General features: G+C 66.2%; 16 protein-coding genes. 4 read left to right on the top strand and 12 right to left on the bottom strand.

Annotated features, from left to right (window positions below):
• Positions 1–43 precede the first annotated feature (43 nt).
• The 3 genes from ASE82_RS17500 to ASE82_RS17490 are packed head-to-tail and all read right to left on the bottom strand — an operon-like array spanning position 44 to position 6,018.
• Entirely contained in the window at positions 44–1,579 is a 1,536-nt protein-coding gene (locus tag ASE82_RS17500; RefSeq protein WP_056066343.1) for an efflux transporter outer membrane subunit, read from the bottom strand.
• A gap of 5 nt (positions 1,580–1,584) precedes the next feature.
• Entirely contained in the window at positions 1,585–4,794 is a 3,210-nt protein-coding gene (locus ASE82_RS17495) for an efflux RND transporter permease subunit (RefSeq protein WP_056066340.1), read from the bottom strand.
• Positions 4,795–4,800: 6 nt separating this feature from the next.
• The gene (locus tag ASE82_RS17490; protein WP_056066591.1) at positions 4,801–6,018 is read right to left on the bottom strand and encodes an efflux RND transporter periplasmic adaptor subunit; all 1,218 of its coding nucleotides are present in this window, start codon (positions 6,016–6,018) and stop codon (positions 4,801–4,803) included.
• 213 nt (positions 6,019–6,231) lie between these two features.
• Between ASE82_RS17490 and ASE82_RS17485 the strand changes: the two genes are divergently transcribed.
• Positions 6,232–6,723, top strand: a complete 492-nt coding sequence (locus ASE82_RS17485) for a TetR family transcriptional regulator (protein WP_235518722.1) — start codon at positions 6,232–6,234, stop codon at positions 6,721–6,723.
• Between the two features lie 133 nt (positions 6,724–6,856).
• Here the strand turns inward: ASE82_RS17485 and ASE82_RS17480 are convergent, their stop codons facing one another.
• From ASE82_RS17480 to ASE82_RS17445, 8 genes are all read right to left on the bottom strand, one after another.
• Positions 6,857–7,888 carry a sensor histidine kinase gene (locus ASE82_RS17480; RefSeq protein WP_056066337.1) on the bottom strand — a complete coding sequence of 344 codons (1,032 nt, stop codon included), beginning with the start codon at positions 7,886–7,888 and terminating at the stop codon, positions 6,857–6,859.
• Positions 7,885–8,325 carry a response regulator gene (locus tag ASE82_RS17475; RefSeq protein ID WP_056053360.1) on the bottom strand — a complete coding sequence of 147 codons (441 nt, stop codon included), beginning with the start codon at positions 8,323–8,325 and terminating at the stop codon, positions 7,885–7,887. The genes ASE82_RS17480 and ASE82_RS17475 overlap by 4 nt, the downstream gene beginning before the upstream one ends.
• Complete coding sequence (locus ASE82_RS17470; protein ID WP_056066334.1) at positions 8,322–9,827, bottom strand: sensor histidine kinase; 1,506 nt, start codon at positions 9,825–9,827, stop codon at positions 8,322–8,324. Before ASE82_RS17470 ends, ASE82_RS17475 begins: the two co-directional genes overlap by 4 nt.
• Before the next feature lie 75 nt (positions 9,828–9,902).
• The gene (locus tag ASE82_RS17465; RefSeq protein WP_056066586.1) at positions 9,903–10,682 is read right to left on the bottom strand and encodes an exonuclease domain-containing protein; all 780 of its coding nucleotides are present in this window, start codon (positions 10,680–10,682) and stop codon (positions 9,903–9,905) included.
• Between the two features lie 27 nt (positions 10,683–10,709).
• Entirely contained in the window at positions 10,710–11,159 is a 450-nt protein-coding gene (locus ASE82_RS17460; RefSeq protein ID WP_056066332.1) for a PH domain-containing protein, read from the bottom strand.
• A 388-nt stretch (positions 11,160–11,547) separates the two neighbouring features.
• Complete coding sequence (gene pgmG / locus ASE82_RS17455) at positions 11,548–12,915, bottom strand: phosphoglucomutase/phosphomannomutase PgmG (protein WP_056066329.1); 1,368 nt, start codon at positions 12,913–12,915, stop codon at positions 11,548–11,550.
• Positions 12,916–13,025: 110 nt separating this feature from the next.
• Positions 13,026–13,280 (bottom strand): DnaJ domain-containing protein, encoded by a 255-nt coding sequence (locus tag ASE82_RS17450; RefSeq protein ID WP_056066325.1) that lies wholly within the window; start codon positions 13,278–13,280, stop codon positions 13,026–13,028.
• Positions 13,277–14,116: a division plane positioning ATPase MipZ gene (locus ASE82_RS17445; protein ID WP_056066322.1), complete on the bottom strand. Its 840-nt coding sequence runs from the start codon at positions 14,114–14,116 to the stop codon at positions 13,277–13,279. The genes ASE82_RS17450 and ASE82_RS17445 overlap by 4 nt, the downstream gene beginning before the upstream one ends.
• A 75-nt stretch (positions 14,117–14,191) precedes the next feature.
• Between ASE82_RS17445 and panC the strand changes: the two genes are divergently transcribed.
• Entirely contained in the window at positions 14,192–15,031 is an 840-nt protein-coding gene (panC, locus tag ASE82_RS17440) for a pantoate--beta-alanine ligase (RefSeq protein ID WP_056066319.1), read from the top strand.
• A gap of 78 nt (positions 15,032–15,109) precedes the next feature.
• Positions 15,110–15,406, top strand: coding sequence for a sel1 repeat family protein (locus ASE82_RS17435; RefSeq protein WP_056066316.1), 297 nt, complete (start codon positions 15,110–15,112; stop codon positions 15,404–15,406).
• Positions 15,407–15,568: 162 nt separating this feature from the next.
• Here the strand turns inward: ASE82_RS17435 and topA are convergent, their stop codons facing one another.
• A complete protein-coding gene (gene topA, locus ASE82_RS17430) occupies positions 15,569–18,187 on the bottom strand; it encodes a type I DNA topoisomerase (protein WP_056066313.1) in 2,619 nt (872 codons plus the stop codon).
• Positions 18,188–18,624: 437 nt separating this feature from the next.
• Between topA and ASE82_RS17425 the strand changes: the two genes are divergently transcribed.
• Positions 18,625–18,861 carry a hypothetical protein gene (locus ASE82_RS17425; RefSeq protein WP_056066310.1) on the top strand — a complete coding sequence of 79 codons (237 nt, stop codon included), beginning with the start codon at positions 18,625–18,627 and terminating at the stop codon, positions 18,859–18,861.
• Positions 18,862–18,870 lie beyond the last annotated feature (9 nt).

Raw genomic sequence — 18,870 nt, 5'->3', positions numbered from 1 at the left:
CCCTTCCAGGGAGGGGGGCAGTTCATGTCGTTGGAAGCGGGCCTTACTTCAGGCCACCGCCGAGCGAGCGGTAGAGCTCGACCGCGTTGCTGTCGCGGACGAGGCGCGTGGCGAGCAGGCTCTGCTGGGCAGTGTAGAGCGCGCGCTGCGAATCGAGCGTGTTGAGGAACGGGTCGATCCCGGCGCGGAAGCGGAGCTGCGATAGGTTATACGCGCCGGCCGCGTTGTCCCGCAGCGACGTCTGCGCCTCGAGCTGGCTGTTGATCGTGCCGCGACGTGCCAGCGCATCGGCGACCTCGCGGAAGCCGGTCTGGATGCTCCGTTCATACGTCGCCAGCATCGCGTCGCGCGTTGCCTTGGCGTATTGCAGATTGCCCTTGTTGCGGCCGAAATCGAAGATCGGCTGCGTGATCGACGGGGCGACCGACCATTGCTGGCTGCCGCTGCCGAACAGGTTCGACAGGCCGAGGCTGAGCGTGCCGAACGCCGCGGTCAGCGAGATGTTCGGGAAGAACGCCGCGCGCGCCGCGCCGATGTTCGCGTTGGCGGCGATCAGATTATGCTCGGCGGCGGCGACGTCCGGACGGCGCAACAGCACCTCCGACGACAGGTTGGCGGGCAGATTCTCCAGCGTCGGCGTCTTCTCCGGCATCCGCGCGGGGAGCAGGTCCTGCGTCACGGTCGTCCCGGCGAGCAGGTTGAGCGCGTTCTGGTCCTGCGCAATTAGCGTGGTCGCGTCGGCAATGTCCGAGCGCGCCTGATCATAAGTGGTGCGCGCCTGACGCACTTCGAGTTCGGACGCGATGCCGATCCGGAAGCGATCCTGCGTGAGCTTCAGCGTCTGGCCGAACGCGCGCTCGGTATCCTGCGCGATCTTGAGGCGGTCCTGGTCGGCGGCCATCGTCAGCCACGCGGTCGCGGTCTCCGAGATGAGCGACACCTGGGCTGCGTTGCGGTTCTCTTCCGCTGCGAAATAGGCCTCCTGCTGCGCCTGCGTCAGGTTGCGGATGCGGCCAAAGAGGTCGATTTCCCAAGCCGAGATACCGACATTGGCCGAATAGATGTCGGCGCGCCCGCTGCCGGTGACGGCAGTGCCCGCACCGCCGGTACCACCACCGGTGCCGCCACCCGTTCCGGTACCGCCACCGACGCCGCCCGTGCCACCACCAGTGCCGCCGCCGACACCGCCTACGCCGCCACCAACCGCACCGAACGGCGACTTCTGGTAGGTCGCGCTGCCGGTTGCGCCGATCGTCGGGAACAGGTCCGCGCGCTGCACGCGGTATTGCGCGCGAGCCTGTGCGACGTTGGCGACCGCGATGCGGACGTCGCGGTTATTGTCGAGCGCGAGGCGGATCACGCCGCGCAGGCGGTCATCCGTGAAGAACGCTTCCCATGCGGTGTCCGCCAGCGAGATCGCGTTCGCGGCGTTGCCGGCCGAATAGGCTGGCCCGGTCGGTCCGCTCGGCGCGACGGGAAGCTCCGGGCGGACGTATTTAGGGGCGAGGTTGCACCCGGCGAGCGTGAGCCCGGCGGCGAACGTGAGCGCGGTGCGGCTGGAGATCTTGGTCGAGAACATCTGGATCAGGCCTCCTGCGGCCGCTGGTCGTGGGGCGGATGGCCGCCGTCACGGTTGTCGTCACGGTTGCCGTCGTGGTCGGGCACCTGATCGCGGTCCTGCCCCGAGCCGGCCTTGTCCTGCTTGAAGACGCGCTTCACGAGCAGGAAGAACAGCGGCACGAAGAAGATCGCGAGGACGGTCGCGGACAGCATGCCGCCGACCACCGCCCAGCCGATTGCGTTCTGGCCGCCGGCGCCGGCACCGCTCGACAAGGCGAGCGGCAACACGCCGAAGATGAACGCGAACGACGTCATCAGGATCGGGCGAAGGCGAAGCTTGGCCGCCTCGACCGCGGCATCGGCCGCGTTCATCCCGTCGCCCATCTTCTCCTCGGCGAACTCCACGATCAGGATCGCGTTCTTCGCCGCCACGCCGATCGTCGTGATGAGCCCGACCTGGAGGTAGATGTCGTTGTTCAGCCCGAAGATCATCGCCGCGCCGACCGCGCCGAGGACGCCGAGCGGCACCACCAGCAGGACGGCGATCGGGATCGACCAGCTCTCGTACAGCGCCGCGAGGCAGAGGAACACGATCAGCAGCGACAGCGCATAGACCGTGGTCGACTGGCCGCCCGACAGGTTTTCCTCGTAGCTGAGCCCGGTCCACTCATAGCCGATACCAGGTGGCAGCTTGGCCGCCATCTCCTCCATCGCCTTGATCGCGGTGCCGCTGCTGACGCCTGGCGCCGGCGAGCCCATGATCTCGAACGAGGCTACGCCGTTGTACCGTTCGAGGCGTGACGGGCCGTAGTTCCAGCTCGTCGTCGAGAAGGACGAGAACGGCGCCATCGCGTTGCTGGTCGTGCCGCGGACGTAGAAGTTGCCGAGGTCGGCGGGCGTCGTGCGGAACGGTGCGTCGGCCTGCACGAACACCTTCTTCACGCGACCGCGGTCGATGAAATCGTTGATGTACGCGCCACCGAACGCGGTGCTGACGGTGGTGTTGATGTCCTGCTGGCTGAGGCCGAGTGCCCCTGCCTGCGCCTGGTCGACGTTCAGTTTCAGCTGAGGCGCATCCTCCAGGCCGTTCGGGCGGACCTGCATCAGGCGCTTGTCCTGGCTGGCCATGCCGAGCAGCATGTTGCGGGCCTCGAGCAGTTTCTCGTGACCGACGCCGGCATTGTCCTTCAGCATGAAGTCGAAGCCGTTGGCGTTGCCCAGTTCCTGCACGGCGGGCGGCACGAAGCCGATCACCATGCCGGCACGGATTCCAGCGAGCGCCTGGTTGGCACGGGCGGCGACCGCCGCGACGCTGTTCTCCTTGCCGCTACGATCTTCCCAGGGCTTCAGCTGGATGAAGGCGATGCCGACATTCTGGCCCTGGCCGACGAAGCCGAAGCCGCTGATCGTGAAGATACCCGCGGTGTTGGCCTTCTCGTCGATCATGAAGTGATCGCGGACCTTGTCCATCGTCCGGGCGGTCTCCTCCATCGGCGTACCCGACGGCATCGAGACCTGCGCGAACATCACGCCTTGGTCTTCCTCGGGGAGGAAGCCCGATGGCAGGCGGACGAAGATGAAGGCCATCGCGACGACGATCACGGCATAGACCAGCATCGTGCGGACCCAGCCCTTCTCGACGCGGCGCAGGCCGTTGCCGTACTTGCTGACGCCCTTGTCGAAAGTCCGGTTGAACCAGCCGAAGAAGCCCTTCTTCTCGCCGTGACCTTCCTTGGCGGGCTTCAGGATCGTCGCGCAGAGCGCGGGCGTCAGGATCAACGCGACCAGCACCGAAAGCGCCATCGACGACACGATGGTGATCGAGAACTGCCGGAAGATCACGCCGGTCGAACCGCTGAAGAACGCCATCGGCAGGAACACCGCCGACAGCACGAGGCCGATGCCGACCAGCGCGCCGCTGATCTCGTCCATCGACTTCTTGGCGGCTTCCTTCGGGGAGAGCCCTTCCTCCTGGATCAGGCGCTCGACGTTCTCGACGACGACGATCGCATCATCGACGAGCAGGCCGATCGCCAGCACCATGCCGAACAAGGTCAGCGTGTTGATCGTGAACCCCGCGACCTGGAGCACGGCGAGCGAGCCGAGCAACACGACCGGGACCGCGATCGTCGGGATCAGCGTGGCGCGGAAGTTCTGGAGGAACAGGAACATCACGAGGAAGACGAGGACGATCGCCTCGATCAGCGTGTGGATGACCTGCTCGACCGACAGCCGCACGAACGTCGAGTTGTCGATCGGGAACGCGACCTTCACGTCGGGCGGGAACTGCTTGGCGATCCGGTTGACCTCGGCCTTGACCAGCTTGACGGTATCGAGCGCGTTCGCACCCGGTGCCAGCTTCACGCCGAAACCTGCCGCCTGCTTGCCGTTATAGCGTGCCTGGAAGCTGTAATTCTCTGAACCCATTTCGACGCGGGCGACGTCCGACAGGCGCACGGTCGCGCCGCTGGTTGCCGAGCGGACGATGATCGCGCGGAACTGTTCCGGCGTCTGGAGGCGCGACTGTGCGGTCACGGTCGCGTTGAGCGACTGGCCCTTGACGGCAGGCAGACTGCCGACCTGGCCGGCCGAAACCTGTGCGTTCTGCGCGGTCAGCGCCGACGTGATGTCGGTGACGGTGACGCCGAGGTTCGACATCTTGAAGGGGTCGACCCAGATCCGCATCGAATATTGCGCGCCGAACACCTGCGTGTCGCCAACGCCCTTGATGCGGCTGAGCGGATCCTGGAGCTTCGAGGCGATCATGTCGCCGAGATCGACCTGGTCGTGATCGCCGTTTTCCGAATAGGCGGCGATGATGAGCAGGAAGTTGGCGGTCGCCTTGGTCACGCGCAGACCGGCCTGCTGCACTTCCTGCGGCAGGAGCGGAGTCGCCTGTTGCAGCTTGTTCTGCACCTGGACCTGCGCGATGTCGGGATCGGTGCCCTGCTCGAAGGTGAGCGTGATCGCGAGGTTGCCCGAGCCGTCCGAGGTCGAGGCAAAGTAGCGAAGGTTGTCGATGCCCTTCATCTGCTGCTCGATGATCTGGGTCGTCGTGTTCTCGAGCGTCTGCGCGTCGGCGCCCGGATAGGACGTCGCGACCGTCACCTTTGGGGCGGCGATCTCAGGGAACTGCGCGATCGGCAGCGACCGGATCGCGAGGATGCCGGCCAGCATCAGGATGATGGCGATGACCCACGCGAAGATGGGTCGATCGATGAAATAGCGTGACATGGGCGGTTACTTCCCGGCCTGCGCGGAACTGTTGCTGGTCGCACCGGACGCGTCGCCGCCTCCGGGTGCAGCGCCGGGCCCGCCAGCGGGCTTGGCGACCTGCTGCGGGGCGGCAGGCTTGACGGTCGCGCCGGGACGCAGGTTGAGGAGCCCCTCGACGATCAGCTTGTCGCCGGGCTTCAGGCCGCTGGTGACGATCCACTTGTCGCCGATCACGCGGTCGGTGGTGACATTACGCTGCTCGACCTTGTTCTGCGCGTTGACGACCAGAGCGGTCGCACCGCCGCGCGGATCGCGCGTGATGCCGGCGGTCGGCGCCATGATCGCTTGGCGACGCGTTCCCTCGACCAGCTTGGCGCGGACGTACATGCCGGGCAGCAACAGGCCGTTGGGGTTCGGGAAGCTTGCGCGCAGCGTCACCGCGCCGGTGGTCTGGTCGACCGTGACTTCGGCGAACTGCAAACGGCCCTCGATCGGATAGGTCGTGCCGTTCGGAAGAATCAGCTGGACGCGCGCGCTGCCGTCGCCGCGGGTCACGCCGCCGCTCGCCATCGCCTGCTTGAGATCGAGCAGCTGCGCCGCCGACTGGACGACGTCGACATAGACGGTGTTGGTGCGCTGGATCGTTGCGAGCGGATCGGTCTGTCCGGTCTGGACGAGCGCGCCGACAGTCACGAGCGACCGGCCGATGCGGCCCGAGATCGGTGCCTTGATGCGCGTGAAGCCGAGGTTGACGCGCGCCGACTGGACCGCTGCCTGCTGCGCTGCAACATTGGCGCGGGCCTGTTGTGCGGAGGCATTTGCGTTGTCCGCCTCCTGCTTGCTGACCGCGTTCAACTGCACGAGCTGGCCGTATCGTTGCGCCTGGAGCCGGGTCGCGTTGATCTGCGACTGGGCCGCGCCGAGCTGGCCCTGCGCGCTGGCGAGCGCCGCGCGGTAGGGGGCGTCCTCGATCGCGTAGAGCACCTGACCCTTGCTGACCATCGCACCCTCGGTGAACAGGCGATCGCGGACCACGCCGCTGACCTGCGGACGGACCTCCGAGGTCTCCACCGCGGCGATACGACCGGGAAGCTCGGAGGTAAGGACCACCGCTTCCTCGCCGACGGTGACGACGCCGACGGTCGGTGTGGGCGGAGGCGGCGGAGCCTGCTCCTTGCCGCAAGCCGACAGGAGGGCGAGCGCGAAGAGCGCCACCGATCCCTTGAGGTTCAATTGCTGCATGTTAAGCATCCCGACGTCCGTGCAGATTAGGTTCACCGGAATGAACGTTCATTCCGCTTGCTTGCCCGCTAGGATTGTGCGAGCGGCCGGTCAACCTAAAAACGCGTTGGGAACATGATTTTGAGTGCAGTGCAGCATGAAATGGGAAGTCGGGAGCGTATCGTCTCGTCGGCCCGTCATCTGTTTGCGACACAAGGGTTTCATCAAACCCCGATGTCCGAACTGGCAGTAGCGGCGGGCGTTTCCGTCGGCCAGATATATCGCCTGTTCACCGGCAAGAACGCGGTGATCCAGGCGATCGTAATGGAGGATGCGGCGGCCAAGATGGGCGAGCTGCAGACGATGAACGACTCGGTCAAATCGGAACGATTCTCGATCGAGGAAGGGTTCGTCGAACTGGCGCGGCGTGCCCTGTCGAAGGGTGACGAGGCGCTGTCGTTCGAGATCATGGCGGAGGCGCACCGCAACGCAGATGTCGCCGACACGATCGCCGACCTGTGCCGCGATTTCCGCCGGATGATCCGCGAACTCGCGTGCGTCGCCAATCCGGACTTGCAGGAGAACGAACTGGAGGGCGCAGAGGAGTTGATCCTCGCCTTCATGTTCGGGCTTGGCCACCGGACCTTGTCGCGGCCGCGGTTGTCGGAGGATGAGACGGCGCGATTGACGGGGCGGATGATTCTGGCGGCGGTCCGCGCGATCTGAGATAATCCTCCCCGCCAGGGGGAGGTGGCTGGCACTTGCCAGACGGAGGGGGAGGAGGCGACAACGTCGTTCCGTGTGCCTACCCCCCGTCACCTTCGGCGCCACCTCCCCCTGGCGGGGGAGGATTGATCCGCTACCGTACCGCGGCGCGGAGGGTGGCGCGGACGCCGGTGTGGGTCGGGTCGTATTCGACGATCGTTTGCAGGCTTTGTGCCATCGCGCGGATCAGCTTCGTGCCGAGACCGGTGCCGCGCGGGACGGCGTCTTCGGGGATGCCGCAGCCATCGTCCTCGACCGCGAGAAGGAAGACGTCGTCGTCGACCCGGCGGAGCGCCACGCGGACTTCGCCGCCGCTGTTGGGATAGGCGTATTTGCACGCGTTGGTGACGAGTTCGGTGACGATCACGCCGAGCGACACCGCGCGGTCGGTGGGCAGGCGGATCGGTTCGGCGGCGAGGCTCAAGGCGCGGGGCAGCGCCTCGGTCGACCAGGTCTCGGCGAGTTCGTCGACCAGCGCGCCGAGATATTCCTGCATGTCGACGCTCTCGACGTCGTTGCTGGTGTAGAGCCGGCGGTGGACCTGCGCGATCGCCTGAATGCGGCGCTGCGTATCTTCGAGCGCTTCGCGTGCGGACGGATCGGTCAGCGCGGTCGCCTGGAGACGGACCATCGCCGAGACGAGTTGCAGCGAGTTGGCGACGCGGTGGTTGACCTCGCCGAGCAACGCCTCGAGCCGGGCGTTGCTGGCGCGCAGATCGGCTTCGGCAGCGGCCTTTTCGTGCTTCAGCAATGCCCGTGCGCGCACCTGTTCGAACGAGGCGGCGAGCAGGTCGAAGAAATCGTCGCCGACCGTCTTCACGACGTAATCTGCGGCACCGGCCTTCAGCGCGGCGACCGCGATGCGGCCTTCCTCGGAGCCGGTGACGTACACCACGGGAGGCGGATCGGGCAGGCGGCGGAGCGCTTCGAGGGTTTCGAGGCCGTCCATGCCGGGCATGTAATGGTCGACCGCGATCAGGTCGAAGCGTTCGGCGGCGGCTTTCACGACACCCTCGGCCCCCGTCTCGGCAACGGTCATCCGGTAGCCGCGGCGTTCGAGCGCACGCGCCGCCAGCCGCCGGATCCCGGCGTCGTCGTCGATGTAGAGGACGCGCGTTTCGCTCACTCGGCTTCGGGGACCTGGATCACCGACAGGAACAGCCCGAGCTGGCGGATCGCCTGTGCGAAACTCTCATAGTTGACGGGCTTGGTGATGTAGACGTTGCAGCCGAGATCGTAGCAGCGCTCGATCTCGACCTTGTCGTCGGTGGTGGTGAGCACGACGACCGGCGTACGCTTGAGCGGGCTTCCCTCCGCCTTGATCCGGGCGAGGATGTCGGTGCCGCTCATGTCGGGGAGGTTCAAGTCCAGCAGGATCATCGCAGGACCGCTCTTCGCGGGGCCGTCCGCGGCGTTGAACAGGAAGTCGAGCGCGGTGGTGCCGTCGGTGAAGTGACGGATATCGTTCAGGATACCGGCGCGGCGGATGTTCTTCTCGATGAGGCGGGCATGACCCTCGTCATCCTCGATCATCACGATACCGACGGTCTTGTGATCGTTCATGCTGCGTCCTGAATAGTCATGTGGGTCGGCAGGTTGAGCCGGAAGGTCGCGCCGTCGCCGAGCGTCGACTGCACGTCGATCGTGCCGCCGAGACGATAGGCGAGTGCGCGGACATGCGCGAGTCCGATGCCTTCGCCCGGCTGGTCCTGCGCGCCCGAGCGGCGGAACAGGTCGAACACGCGCTGGTGATCGCGCGGATCGATGCCGCGGCCATTGTCGACCACCGACAGGATCACGCGCCCGCGTTCGGTATGGCCTTTCACGACGATCTCACCCGGGCGGCCGGGCTTCAGATACTTGGTCGCGTTCTCGATCAGGTTCGACAGGATCTGTTCGAGCGCGAGACGATCGGTGACGATCGTGGGCATGGGCCGCTCGACGCGGACCACCGCCCCGCGATCGTCGACGATGTGCTGCATCGCGCCGACGATCGTGTCGACCAGTTGCGCGGGGTCGATATGCTCGGGCGCGATCGTCCGGCGGCCTTCGCGCGCGAGTTTCAGGATGGCGTTGATCAGCCGGTCCATCTTCTGCGTCGAGGTGCGGATGAAGCCGATCGCCTCGGGCAGGTCCTCATGCGCCGCCAGTCGCGCGTCTTCCGTGAGGATGTGCGGTGCCTCGGCTTCGGCGCGATCGACCAGCTCGGCGAGCGGCACTGCGGCGGCGGCGAGTTCGGCGGTGAAGCCCATCACGTTGACGAGCGGCGAGCGCAGATCGTGGCTGACGATATAGGCGAAGCGCTGGATCTCCTCGTTCGCGCGGCTGAGGTCGGCGGTGCGTTCCACGACCTGCTCCTCGAGCGTCTCGTTGAGGGTGCGCAGGCTGTCGCGCGAGGCGGCGAGGTCGGCGGTGTAGCGGCGGATCAGCAGGACCGCGAGGATCGCGACGATCAGCAGCAACGCCGCGGCCAGTCCGGCAACCGAGAGGAACAGCGCGCTGGTGCGTTCCTGGCGCTCGGTCCGGATACCGAGCAGGCGAACCTCGTCGGCGGCCATTGCCTGGGTGCGGTAGCGGATGCCACGCATCAACGGGACGCTGGCGTCGACCGCGAACCGGCGCTGCGCTTCGGCGATCCGACCTGAGGCGACCAGGGTCATCGATTGCGTCCGGAGCGCGCGCAACTGGACGAAGCGCGGCTCGATCAGGTCGAGGCGGGCACCCTGCCGCGGATTGTCGCGGGTCAGGTGGCGCAGCTTGCGGATCGAGGGCACGAGATTACCCGCGGTTCGTGCGTAGGCGGTGGCGAACAGCGGTTTGCCGGCGAGGATATAGCCGCGCCGCGCCGTCTCGGATTGCTCCATCTGGATCTGGAGCGTTGCGATCGCTTGGCGGACGTCCTGCGTGTGGAGGATCTCGGCGGTATAAGTGCGATTGCGGACCGTGATCCAGCCGATTGCGATCGCCGCGGCGGCCAGCGCGATGAAGCCGAGCGTCATGAACGCGACCAGCCAACGTGCGACTCGCCCTTCCGAAGAGGGCAGTTTCAGGCGTACGCGAACCATAGGACGGGCGGTGTAGGCTGGCGGATGTCGTTACGCCAGCGATACTGCCGCGTCCGCCAGCGCAACGATATTGATTTAGAGCAGCAGGTCCTGTGCGCTGGCCTTGCCGACACGGCCGCCACCGCTGCGCCGGTCCATCTCGTGGTTGGCGGTGAACCGGATGTCGGGATCGCGGTCGGTCATGAACGCCATCAGCGTCTCGTGATCGAGCTCGGACCATTCCTTGCCGCGATCGGGGCCGTAGCGGACACGGGGGATGAGCCCCGGATCACGCGACCATTCGAGCAGCTGCGCAAGGCTCGCCTCGTTCAGCATGTCGCGGAGGTGGAAAGCGGTGACGTAGGCGTCGGGGAACGCGCGGTGTGCGGGCAGGCCGCGCTCGTGCTCCATGCCGTGCGGTTTGCGCCAATAGCGCAGCACCTGGTTCGAAAAGCTCGGCGAGTCGGGCCAGAGCCGCAGCGCGCATTTCCACGTGCAGATCCACTCGGCGTCGCGGGTCAGGGCCGGGGTGCAGAATTTCTGCTCGAAATCGGCGCGGTGCGCGGCGAGCGCCAAGCGACGCGGCCACGGATCGAGCACCTGTCGCGCACAGTCATGCCAGTACGGTGCGTCGGCGACATGCTCGTCGAGGATGTGGTGGATCGCCTGTGTCACCGGCGGGATCAGCCGGCCGGGATTGACGAGCAGGCTGCCGCCTTCGCCGTAGATCTCCCAGCGGCCATCCTCGCCGAGCGCGACGTCCTGCCAGCCGATCTCGCAGACGCCGTGCGCGGGCGGGGCCGAGCCGGTCGTCTCGAGGTCGACGACCCGGATCATCTGCGGTTGGGGTTTGGGCTTGGGATAGGGGGGCGCCATGCCCGCCATGTGGGGACAAAAGCGCGCTTAATCCAGCGCGTATGCGTCGTCCACGTCGAGTTCGCGGACGCCGCGGCGCTGGCGGGCGCGGTCGACCAGCTTGCGCAGGCCTTCGCGACGGTCCCGCGCCATCGGGATATCGCGGAGGGTGAACTCGCCGCCGCTGGTGGTGCGGTCGCTGGAGGTGAGGATGATCGTGCCGATGTCGGTCATCTGGTTGAGCAGGGAGTAGCCGAGGCGGACGTCCTTGATCCGGTAGAGTTCGATCTCGTCGATCGTCTTGAACAGGATGCCGCGCTTGATGATCAGGCGCTGGTCGGTGATCTCGTAGCTGGCGCTGCGGTTCTTGAGCCAGCGGACGCCGATGAGGACGAAGCCCACGCCGGCGAGACAGGTGAGCAGCGTGCCCCAACCGGCAAAGCTGCCGAGCAGCCAGCGCCGCGTGCTGGAGCGGAATTCGTCGACTGGGCGCTCCACTGGGGGACTCCTTGGGGTGGTGGTCGGGACGGTAGGCTGGGGGGATGGCGTGTCAATCATGTGTGGCTGCGGTCCGTCTACTGCCGCCACTCGCCACGTCGTCGTCATTCCCGCGACGGCGGGGATCCATATCCTCCGGACGGTTGCGATCCATTGGGAGGCCAGCCAGTCTGGGTTCCCGCCTTCGCGGGAATGACGGGGGAGTGGGCGGCACTGCACTGCTCGCCGCGAAGTGCTCGTCTAATTTTGGGAGCGCCCTCTCCATCAGCACCACCCCGGCGGAGGCCGGGGCCCAATTGGGGGAGGTTGCTGACGGAAGACAGCGCGCCGTTACTTCTACCTTTCCACTTGGGCCCCGGCCTTCGCCGGGGTGGTGCAAGTCTCACGGTTAGCGTCGCGTTACAGCGCTTGCCGACAGGTGCGCGTCGACCTCGGCCAGCAGCGCATCGAGCGCCGCCTGGTCCGTCGCCTCGGCACGTACCGTCAGCATTGCCTGCGTGTTCGAGGCTCGCAGCAGCCACCACCCGTCGGCGGTCGTCACCCTCGCCCCATCGGTGAGGTCCATCTCCGCCCCCTCCGCCTTCAACCGAGCGATCACCTCGTCCACCACCGCGAACTTCCGTCCATCCTCGACTGAAAACCGCAGGTCGGGCGTCGCCACCAGCGCCGGCATCGCGTCGCGCAACTCGGTCAGCGAACGCCCAGACAGATGCACCGCGCGGATCAGCCGCACCGCCGCATAGTGCGCGTCGTCGAAGCCGTAATATTCGCCCGCGAAGAACAGGTGTCCGCTCAGTTCCCCGCCGATCGGCGCGCCGGTGCGGGTCATCGCGGTCTTCATCAGGCTGTGGCCGGTCGGGGCCATCACCGACTCGCCGCCCAGTTCGGCGATTCGGTCGAACAACGCCTGCGAGGACTTCACGTCGGCGACGATCGGCGCGCCGGGGTGTTCGCGCAGCGCGGGTTCGACCAATATGGAGAGAATCTGGTCGCCCCAGATCACGCGGCCCAGGCCGTCGACCGCACCGATCCGGTCGCCGTCGCCGTCGAAGGCCAGTCCGAAATCGAGGTTCTTCTCGGCGACCAGGCGTTTGAGATCGGCGAGGTTCGACTCTTCGGTAGGATCGGGATGATGGTTGGGAAAATTGCCGTCGACATCGGCGAAGATCACATGATGCTCACCCGGCAGGAGCTGGACCAGCTTCTCGATCACCGGGCCGGCGGCGCCGTTGCCCGTGTCCCAGCCGATCCGGTACGCGCCGCCCGCATAGCCATCCATCAGCCGGTCCACATAAGCGTCGAGCACATCGGCGGTCGTCACTTCGCCCGCGCCCTCGCTCCAGGCTCCCGACGCGGCGAGCGTGGCGAGGTCCTGGATGTCGTCGCCGAAAAATGGCGCGTGGGCGTGCACCATCTTGAAGCCGTTATATTCGGGGGGATTGTGGCTGCCGGTTACCTGGATGCCGCCGTCCACTTCTAGCGTCGCCTCGGCGTAATACAGCATCGGCGAGGTGCTGAGGCCGATGCGGATGACGTCGACGCCGCCTGCGACGAGGCCGGAGACGAGCGCGGCTTCGAGTTCGGGCGAGGAGGTGCGGCCGTCATAGCCGACCGCCACCCGGTGGCCGCCCGCGGCGCGGATGCGGGTGGCGAAGCCTCGGCCGATCGCGGTGGCGTCGGCGGGGCCGAGCGCTTTGCCGACGATCCCGCGGATGTCGTATTCGCGGAGCGAGGTCGGGTCGAACTGGTGGGTCATTGGCCTCTCGACGATTATGTCTCACTACTGTTCCCCCGCGAAAGCGGGGGTCCAGGAGCCAATAGCGATAGCGCTCGTAATCCTGGGCTCCTGCATCCGCAGGAGAACGGTTACCGGGAGCGCTTCAGCAGCAGGTCGCGCGCGGCGTTTACGCGGCGAGTCAGGTCGGTCGAGCCGCCGCGATCCGGGTGGACCGAAGCGATCAGGCGGCGGTGCGCGCTGCGGATCGCGTCGGCGTTCGCGTTGCTGTCGATGCCCAGGATCGAGCGTGCTTCGGCTTCATCCGTCACCACGCGCTGCTTCGGCTTCGGGCGGAGGTAATGCCATGCCAGCCAGATGAAGACCGCGGCGACGATCCACTTCACGCAGCGACGTCCGGCGCTTGCTCGACAACTTCGGGCAACTGCAACGCCGCCATCATCTCGCGCAGTTCCTGGCGCGCCGCGACATGGCCGAGGCCCATGCTGCCGAACGCCTTCGCATCGATCATGGTCAGGCCAGCGGGGAACATCTCGCGGTAGATCACGCGCTCGCCGAGCCCCGGGATGATCCGGAAGCCGACGCGCTTCGCCAGTTGCGCGAGCGCGTCCGATACGCGGCGCATGTTGCGCGCCTCGATATGCTGGAGGCGGTTGCGCAGTACGACCCAGTCGATCGTCGTGCCGTCAGCGCGCGCGCGCTGTTTCCGGGCGTCCCAGATCAGTTCGGAATAGAAGCTCGGGCGGGTCACCTGGTAGGTCTCGGGATCGACCTGGCCGATCAGGTCGAAGTCGACGAAGCTGTCGTTCATCGGCGTGACCAGCGTGTTCGACAGCGCCGCGGCGGTGCGCGCGAACGGATCGTCGCGGCCCGGCGTGTCGACGACGAGGAAATCCGAGCCCTCGCACAGCGAGTGCCACAAATCCTCGAACTGGTCGTCGCTCTGGTCGGACAGTGTCGCATGGCGCGGCATCGGCAGGACCGAGCCGTTGCGCTTCATCGTCTCGGCGCGGTTGTCGAGATAGCGGCCGACGGTGCGCTGGCGGTGGTCCAGATCGAGACACGCGACGCGCGCACCCTTGGCGGCAAGCGCGATCGCGACGTGCACCGCGGTCGTCGACTTGCCGGTGCCGCCCTTCTCGTTGGCGAACACGATGACGTGCGTCGATACCGACGGGGGGACATGCGTCGAAGCGGGGGTCTGTTCGGGGCCCGTGGCCAACGCGCGTTTCCTTATTGATCGTAACAGTCACCCTTCATAGAAGCCGCGACCGCACTTATCGAGTAGGAGTTTCACGTGGACACCGTCCGGGACCTTAATGCGTTGCGCGACAGCGTCGCCGCCTTCCGTGCGGCGGGGCAGCGCGTCGCGCTCGTCCCGACGATGGGCGCGCTCCACGCCGGCCATGTCGCGCTGATCGAAGCGGCGAAGCGGCCTGGGACGAAGGTTGTTGCGTCGATCTTCGTCAACCCGACGCAGTTCGGGCCGAACGAGGATTTGTCGCGCTACCCGCGGCGCGAGATGGCGGATATCCGGATGCTCAACGAGGCCGGGTGCGACCTGCTCTGGCTGCCGTCGGTCGAGACGATGTATCCCGATGGGTTCGCGACGTCGGTGCGCGTGTCGGGCGTCAGCGACGGCTTCGACGGCGCCTCGCGGCCTAGCCATTTCGACGGCGTCGCGACGGTCGTGTCGAAGCTGTTCAACCAGGTTGGGCCCGATGCGGCGTATTTCGGCGAGAAGGATTACCAGCAGCTCGCCGTCGTCCGGCGGTTCGTGGCGGATCTCGATTTCGCGATCGATATCGTCGGGGTGCCGACGCAGCGCGACGACGACGGGTTGGCGATGTCGTCGCGCAACATCTATCTCGACGATGAGCAGCGCAAGCAGGCCGTGGCCTTGCCGCGAGCACTCGGCGTCGCGGCGCGGGCGATCGCGAAGGGCGAGGACGTCGAGTCGGTGCTCGACGATGCGCGGACGACGTTGGTCGGGGCGGGGTTCACGATCGATTACGTCGCGCTGGCCGATGCCGAGACGCTCGCGGAGAACCCGGCAGCGGACCGTCCGCGGCGGTTGCTGGCGGCGGCGCGGATGGGTGCGACGCGGTTGATCGACAATATCGCGATAGATTTGTAAAAAACGAGCGTTAACCCATTAACCATTTCGTAGTCGGAATCGCCGCAGTCTGTCCTCAAGAACATTGGGGGCAAGACCATGGGCAGCAGTTTCAAGAACGCGAATATCGGAATCGAACGCCGTCTGGCGGATGCCGCGCGCGGCGACGGCCGGGCGTGTTACGAACTCGGGATGGTGTATTCGACGGGTACGTCGGGCGTCGTCCTCGACCTGATCGAGGCGCACAAGTGGTTCAACCTGGCTGCGGTGTCGGGGAACGTCGCGGCGCAGGAATGTCGCGCGGAGATCGCCGAGGACATGACCGCGCGGGAGATCTCGGTGGCGCAGCGCGCGGCGCGGGACTGGATGCAGTTGACGCAACGCCGGGCTGCTTAATCCTCCCCGGAACGGGGAGGGGGACCGTTCGCCGCTTGGCGAAGGGTGGAGGGGGAGTGCCGCGAGCGTAGCGTTCGTGGGTCTCACCTTACGCAGCGGTACGTTTGGGGAAGCCCCCCTCCACCATCCTTCGGATGGTCCCCCTCCCCTTGCAGGGGAGGATTAGGCTTCGGCTTTCTTCTTTGGAGCGGCTTTCTTGGCGGGCGCCTTTTTAGCCGGCGCCTTCTTTGCCGGAGCCTTCGCTTCAGCCTCGTCCTTGGCCACTGCTGTCTTGGCCGGAGCCTTTTTCGCCGCCGGCTTCTTGGCTGGTGCTTTCTTCTTCTTAGTTGCCGGTGCTGCGGCAGCCCGCGCGTCAATGAGCGACGCCGCTTCCTCGAGCGTCAGCTGGTCCTTCTCGATCGACTTGGGCAGCGTCGCGTTAGTGGTGCCGTCGGTGACGTAGGCGCCGTAACGGCCTTCCATCAGCTTGATCTCGGCCTCGGTGCGCGGATGGTTGCCGAGCACCTTGAGCGGCGCCTGAGCCCCGCGGGCGGTGCGTCCGCCGCCGGCTGCCGCTTCGGCGAGCTTCACCACCGCGGCGTTCATGCCCGTCTCGAACACGTCCGCCGTCGTCTGGAGCCGCGCGTATTTGCCCGCGTGCTTCAGATACGGCCCGAACTTGCCGATCGTCGAGATGATCGGTTCGCCGGTCTCGGGGTGGTTGCCGACCGTGCGTGGCAAGGACAGCAGCTTGACCGCCCATTCCAGATTGAGCTCGCCGATGTCCTTCGGGATCGACGCCATCTTGCGGTCTTCGCCTTCGCCGATCTGCAGATACGGGCCGAAGCGTCCCGACTTGCGCTCGATCGGCTGCCCAGTGTCGGGGTGCGTACCGAGCGTCGAAGGACCCGCATCCGCCTCGGCGTCGCCACCGGGCTGTGCGAAACGACGCGTGTATTTGCACTCGGGATAGTTCGAGCACGCGATGAACGCGCCGAACTTGCCGCCGCGAAGCGCCAGCTGGCCCTCGCCGCAGTTCGGGCAGAGACGCGGATCGCCGCCGTCAGCCTTTGCCGGGAACAGGTAGGGCGCGAGGAAGATGTCGAGTTCCGCGGTGATCGCCGAGGGCTGCTGCTCCATCACCTCGTTGGTACGCGGCTTGAAATCGCGCCAGAACGCGTCGAGCACCGACTGCCACTGCGCGCGGCCGCCGGAGACGTCGTCGAGCTCTTCCTCCAGCTCGGCGGTGTAGTCGTAGCCGACGTATTTCTCGAAGAAGCGCTCTAGGAACGCCGTCACCAGGCGCCCGCTTTCCTCAGCGAAGAAGCGGTTCTTCTCGATCCGGACGTAGGCGCGGTCCTTCAGCGTCTTGATGATTGACGCATAGGTGGACGGGCGGCCGATGCCGAGTTCTTCCATCCGCTTGACCAGCGAGGCTTCCGAAAAGCGCGGTGGCGGCTGGGTGAAATGCTGCTCGGCGTCGACCTTCTTCTTCGCCGGCGCGTCGCCTTCGCGCATCCGCGGCAGGCGACGCGCGTCCTCGTCGGCGGAATCGTCCGAGCCTTCCTCGTACAGCGCGAGATAGCCGGGGAATAGGACGACCTGACCAGTGGCGCGCAGGATGTTGCGGCCGGTGCCGTCGGCCATCTCGACCGTCGTGCGCTCCATCCGCGCGGACGCCATCTGGCTCGCCAGCGCGCGCTTGAAGATCAGGTCGTAGAGGCGCGCGTGATCGCCGCCGCCGGCCTTGTCCTTGCCGAAATCGGTCGGGCGGATCGCCTCGTGCGCTTCCTGCGCGTTCTTCGCCTTCGACTGATATTGGCGAGGCTTGTCGGGGACATAGCTCGCGTCGAAGCGGTTCGCGACGGCGAGGCGCGCGGCGCTGATCGCGCTCGAATCCATCTGCACGCCGTCGGTACGCATGTAGGTGATCGTGCCGTCCTCGTAGAGGCCCTGCGCGATCCGCATCGTGTGATCAGCCGAGAAACCGAGTTTCCGCGATGCTTCCTGCTGCAACGTCGACGTCGTGAACGGCGGCGGCGGGTTACGCGTGGCGGGCTTAGTCTCGACCGACTGGACCGAGAAATTGCCGTCGAGCACGGCCTGCTTGGCGCGCAGCGCATCGCCTTCGTTGCCGATCGAGAGGCGGTCGAGCTTGTTGCCCTCGAACTGCGTCAGGCGCGATGTGAACGCGGTGCCGTCATGCTCCATCTCGGCGGTGACCGACCAGTATTCCTGCGGCTTGAAGACATCGATCTCGCGCTCGCGCTGGACGATCAGGCGCAACGACACCGACTGGACGCGGCCGGCGGACTTGGCGCCGGGCAGCTTGCGCCACAGCACCGGCGAGAGCGTGAAGCCGACGAGGTAATCGAGCGCGCGGCGGGCGCGGTAGGCGTCGATCAGATCGTCGTCGAGTTCGCGCGGGTTCTTCATCGCCTCGGTGACGGTGGCCTTGGTGATCGCGTTGAAGGTGACGCGCTCGACCTCCTTGGGGAGCGCCTTCCTTGCGCGCAGCACTTCGCGGACGTGCCACGAGATTGCCTCGCCCTCGCGATCGGGATCGGTCGCGAGGATCAGGCGGTCGGCGACCTTGGCGAGATCGGTGATCGCCTTCAGCTGCTTCGACTTGTCGGCATAATTCTCCCACGTCATCGCGAACGCGTCGTCGGGATCGACCGAGCCGTCCTTGGGCGGCAGGTCGCGGACATGGCCGTAGCTGGCCAGGACGCGGTAATCGCTGCCCAGATACTTCTCGATGGTTTTGGCCTTGGCGGGCGATTCGACGATGACAAGCTGCATGGGGAAACCGGGGTCCTTACGTGTACGCGTACGAGGGTGGGGACGAAGGGGCGGTGCCGTCAACCCGGGGTGGGTATGAGCGAAGTACGCAGATGAGGACGCAGGCGCTGCTTTTCGAGAGGGGTTCCTGGGGGCGGGGTATTTCCCGGATTATGCCGGCGCTGCTGGCACAATATCCGTGTCGGTATGATGACAGTAGACCAATGCCTTTCGTTGCATCCGATCAGATCAGGCGCAGAGATCGTTACAATTGACGGTCCTCAGTCATCCCGTTCACCGGCCGCTATATCTGCTCGCCCACATAATTTCCGCCCGGCGACCTGGTTTCCGCAACCAGATACCTCATTTCGCCAAGGACTTGCAGTTCGACGTAATCATGATGGGTTGCTGCTGGAAGGCACAAGCCGATGTTCTGCACTGGACCGGGAGGATAGAGCGTGACCCGACATGACCTCGCGATCGCGAAATGGAAGTGTTCGTTCCTTGCCAAAAACATCGTCATCCTTCGCCAGTCGGATCCGGAGCCTCATGTCCTCAACCTGATCGCCTCGCACCAGCACGAACTAGACCTGCTGCTTTCGGCCATCGCGAAGACGCATGAAGCAAAGGATTGGGCTGCGGCTTGGATGGCGAACTCGCAGACTGAGGGTAGTGTGGCCTTGGCGGCGTCCTGAACCAGGACG

It is taken from the genome of Sphingomonas sp. Leaf230 (genome assembly GCF_001421745.1).
Classification (GTDB): Bacteria; Pseudomonadota; Alphaproteobacteria; order Sphingomonadales; family Sphingomonadaceae; genus Sphingomonas.
The sequence above is the reverse complement of the archived record's forward strand: the minus strand, read 5'-3'. Positions and strand labels throughout refer to the sequence as shown.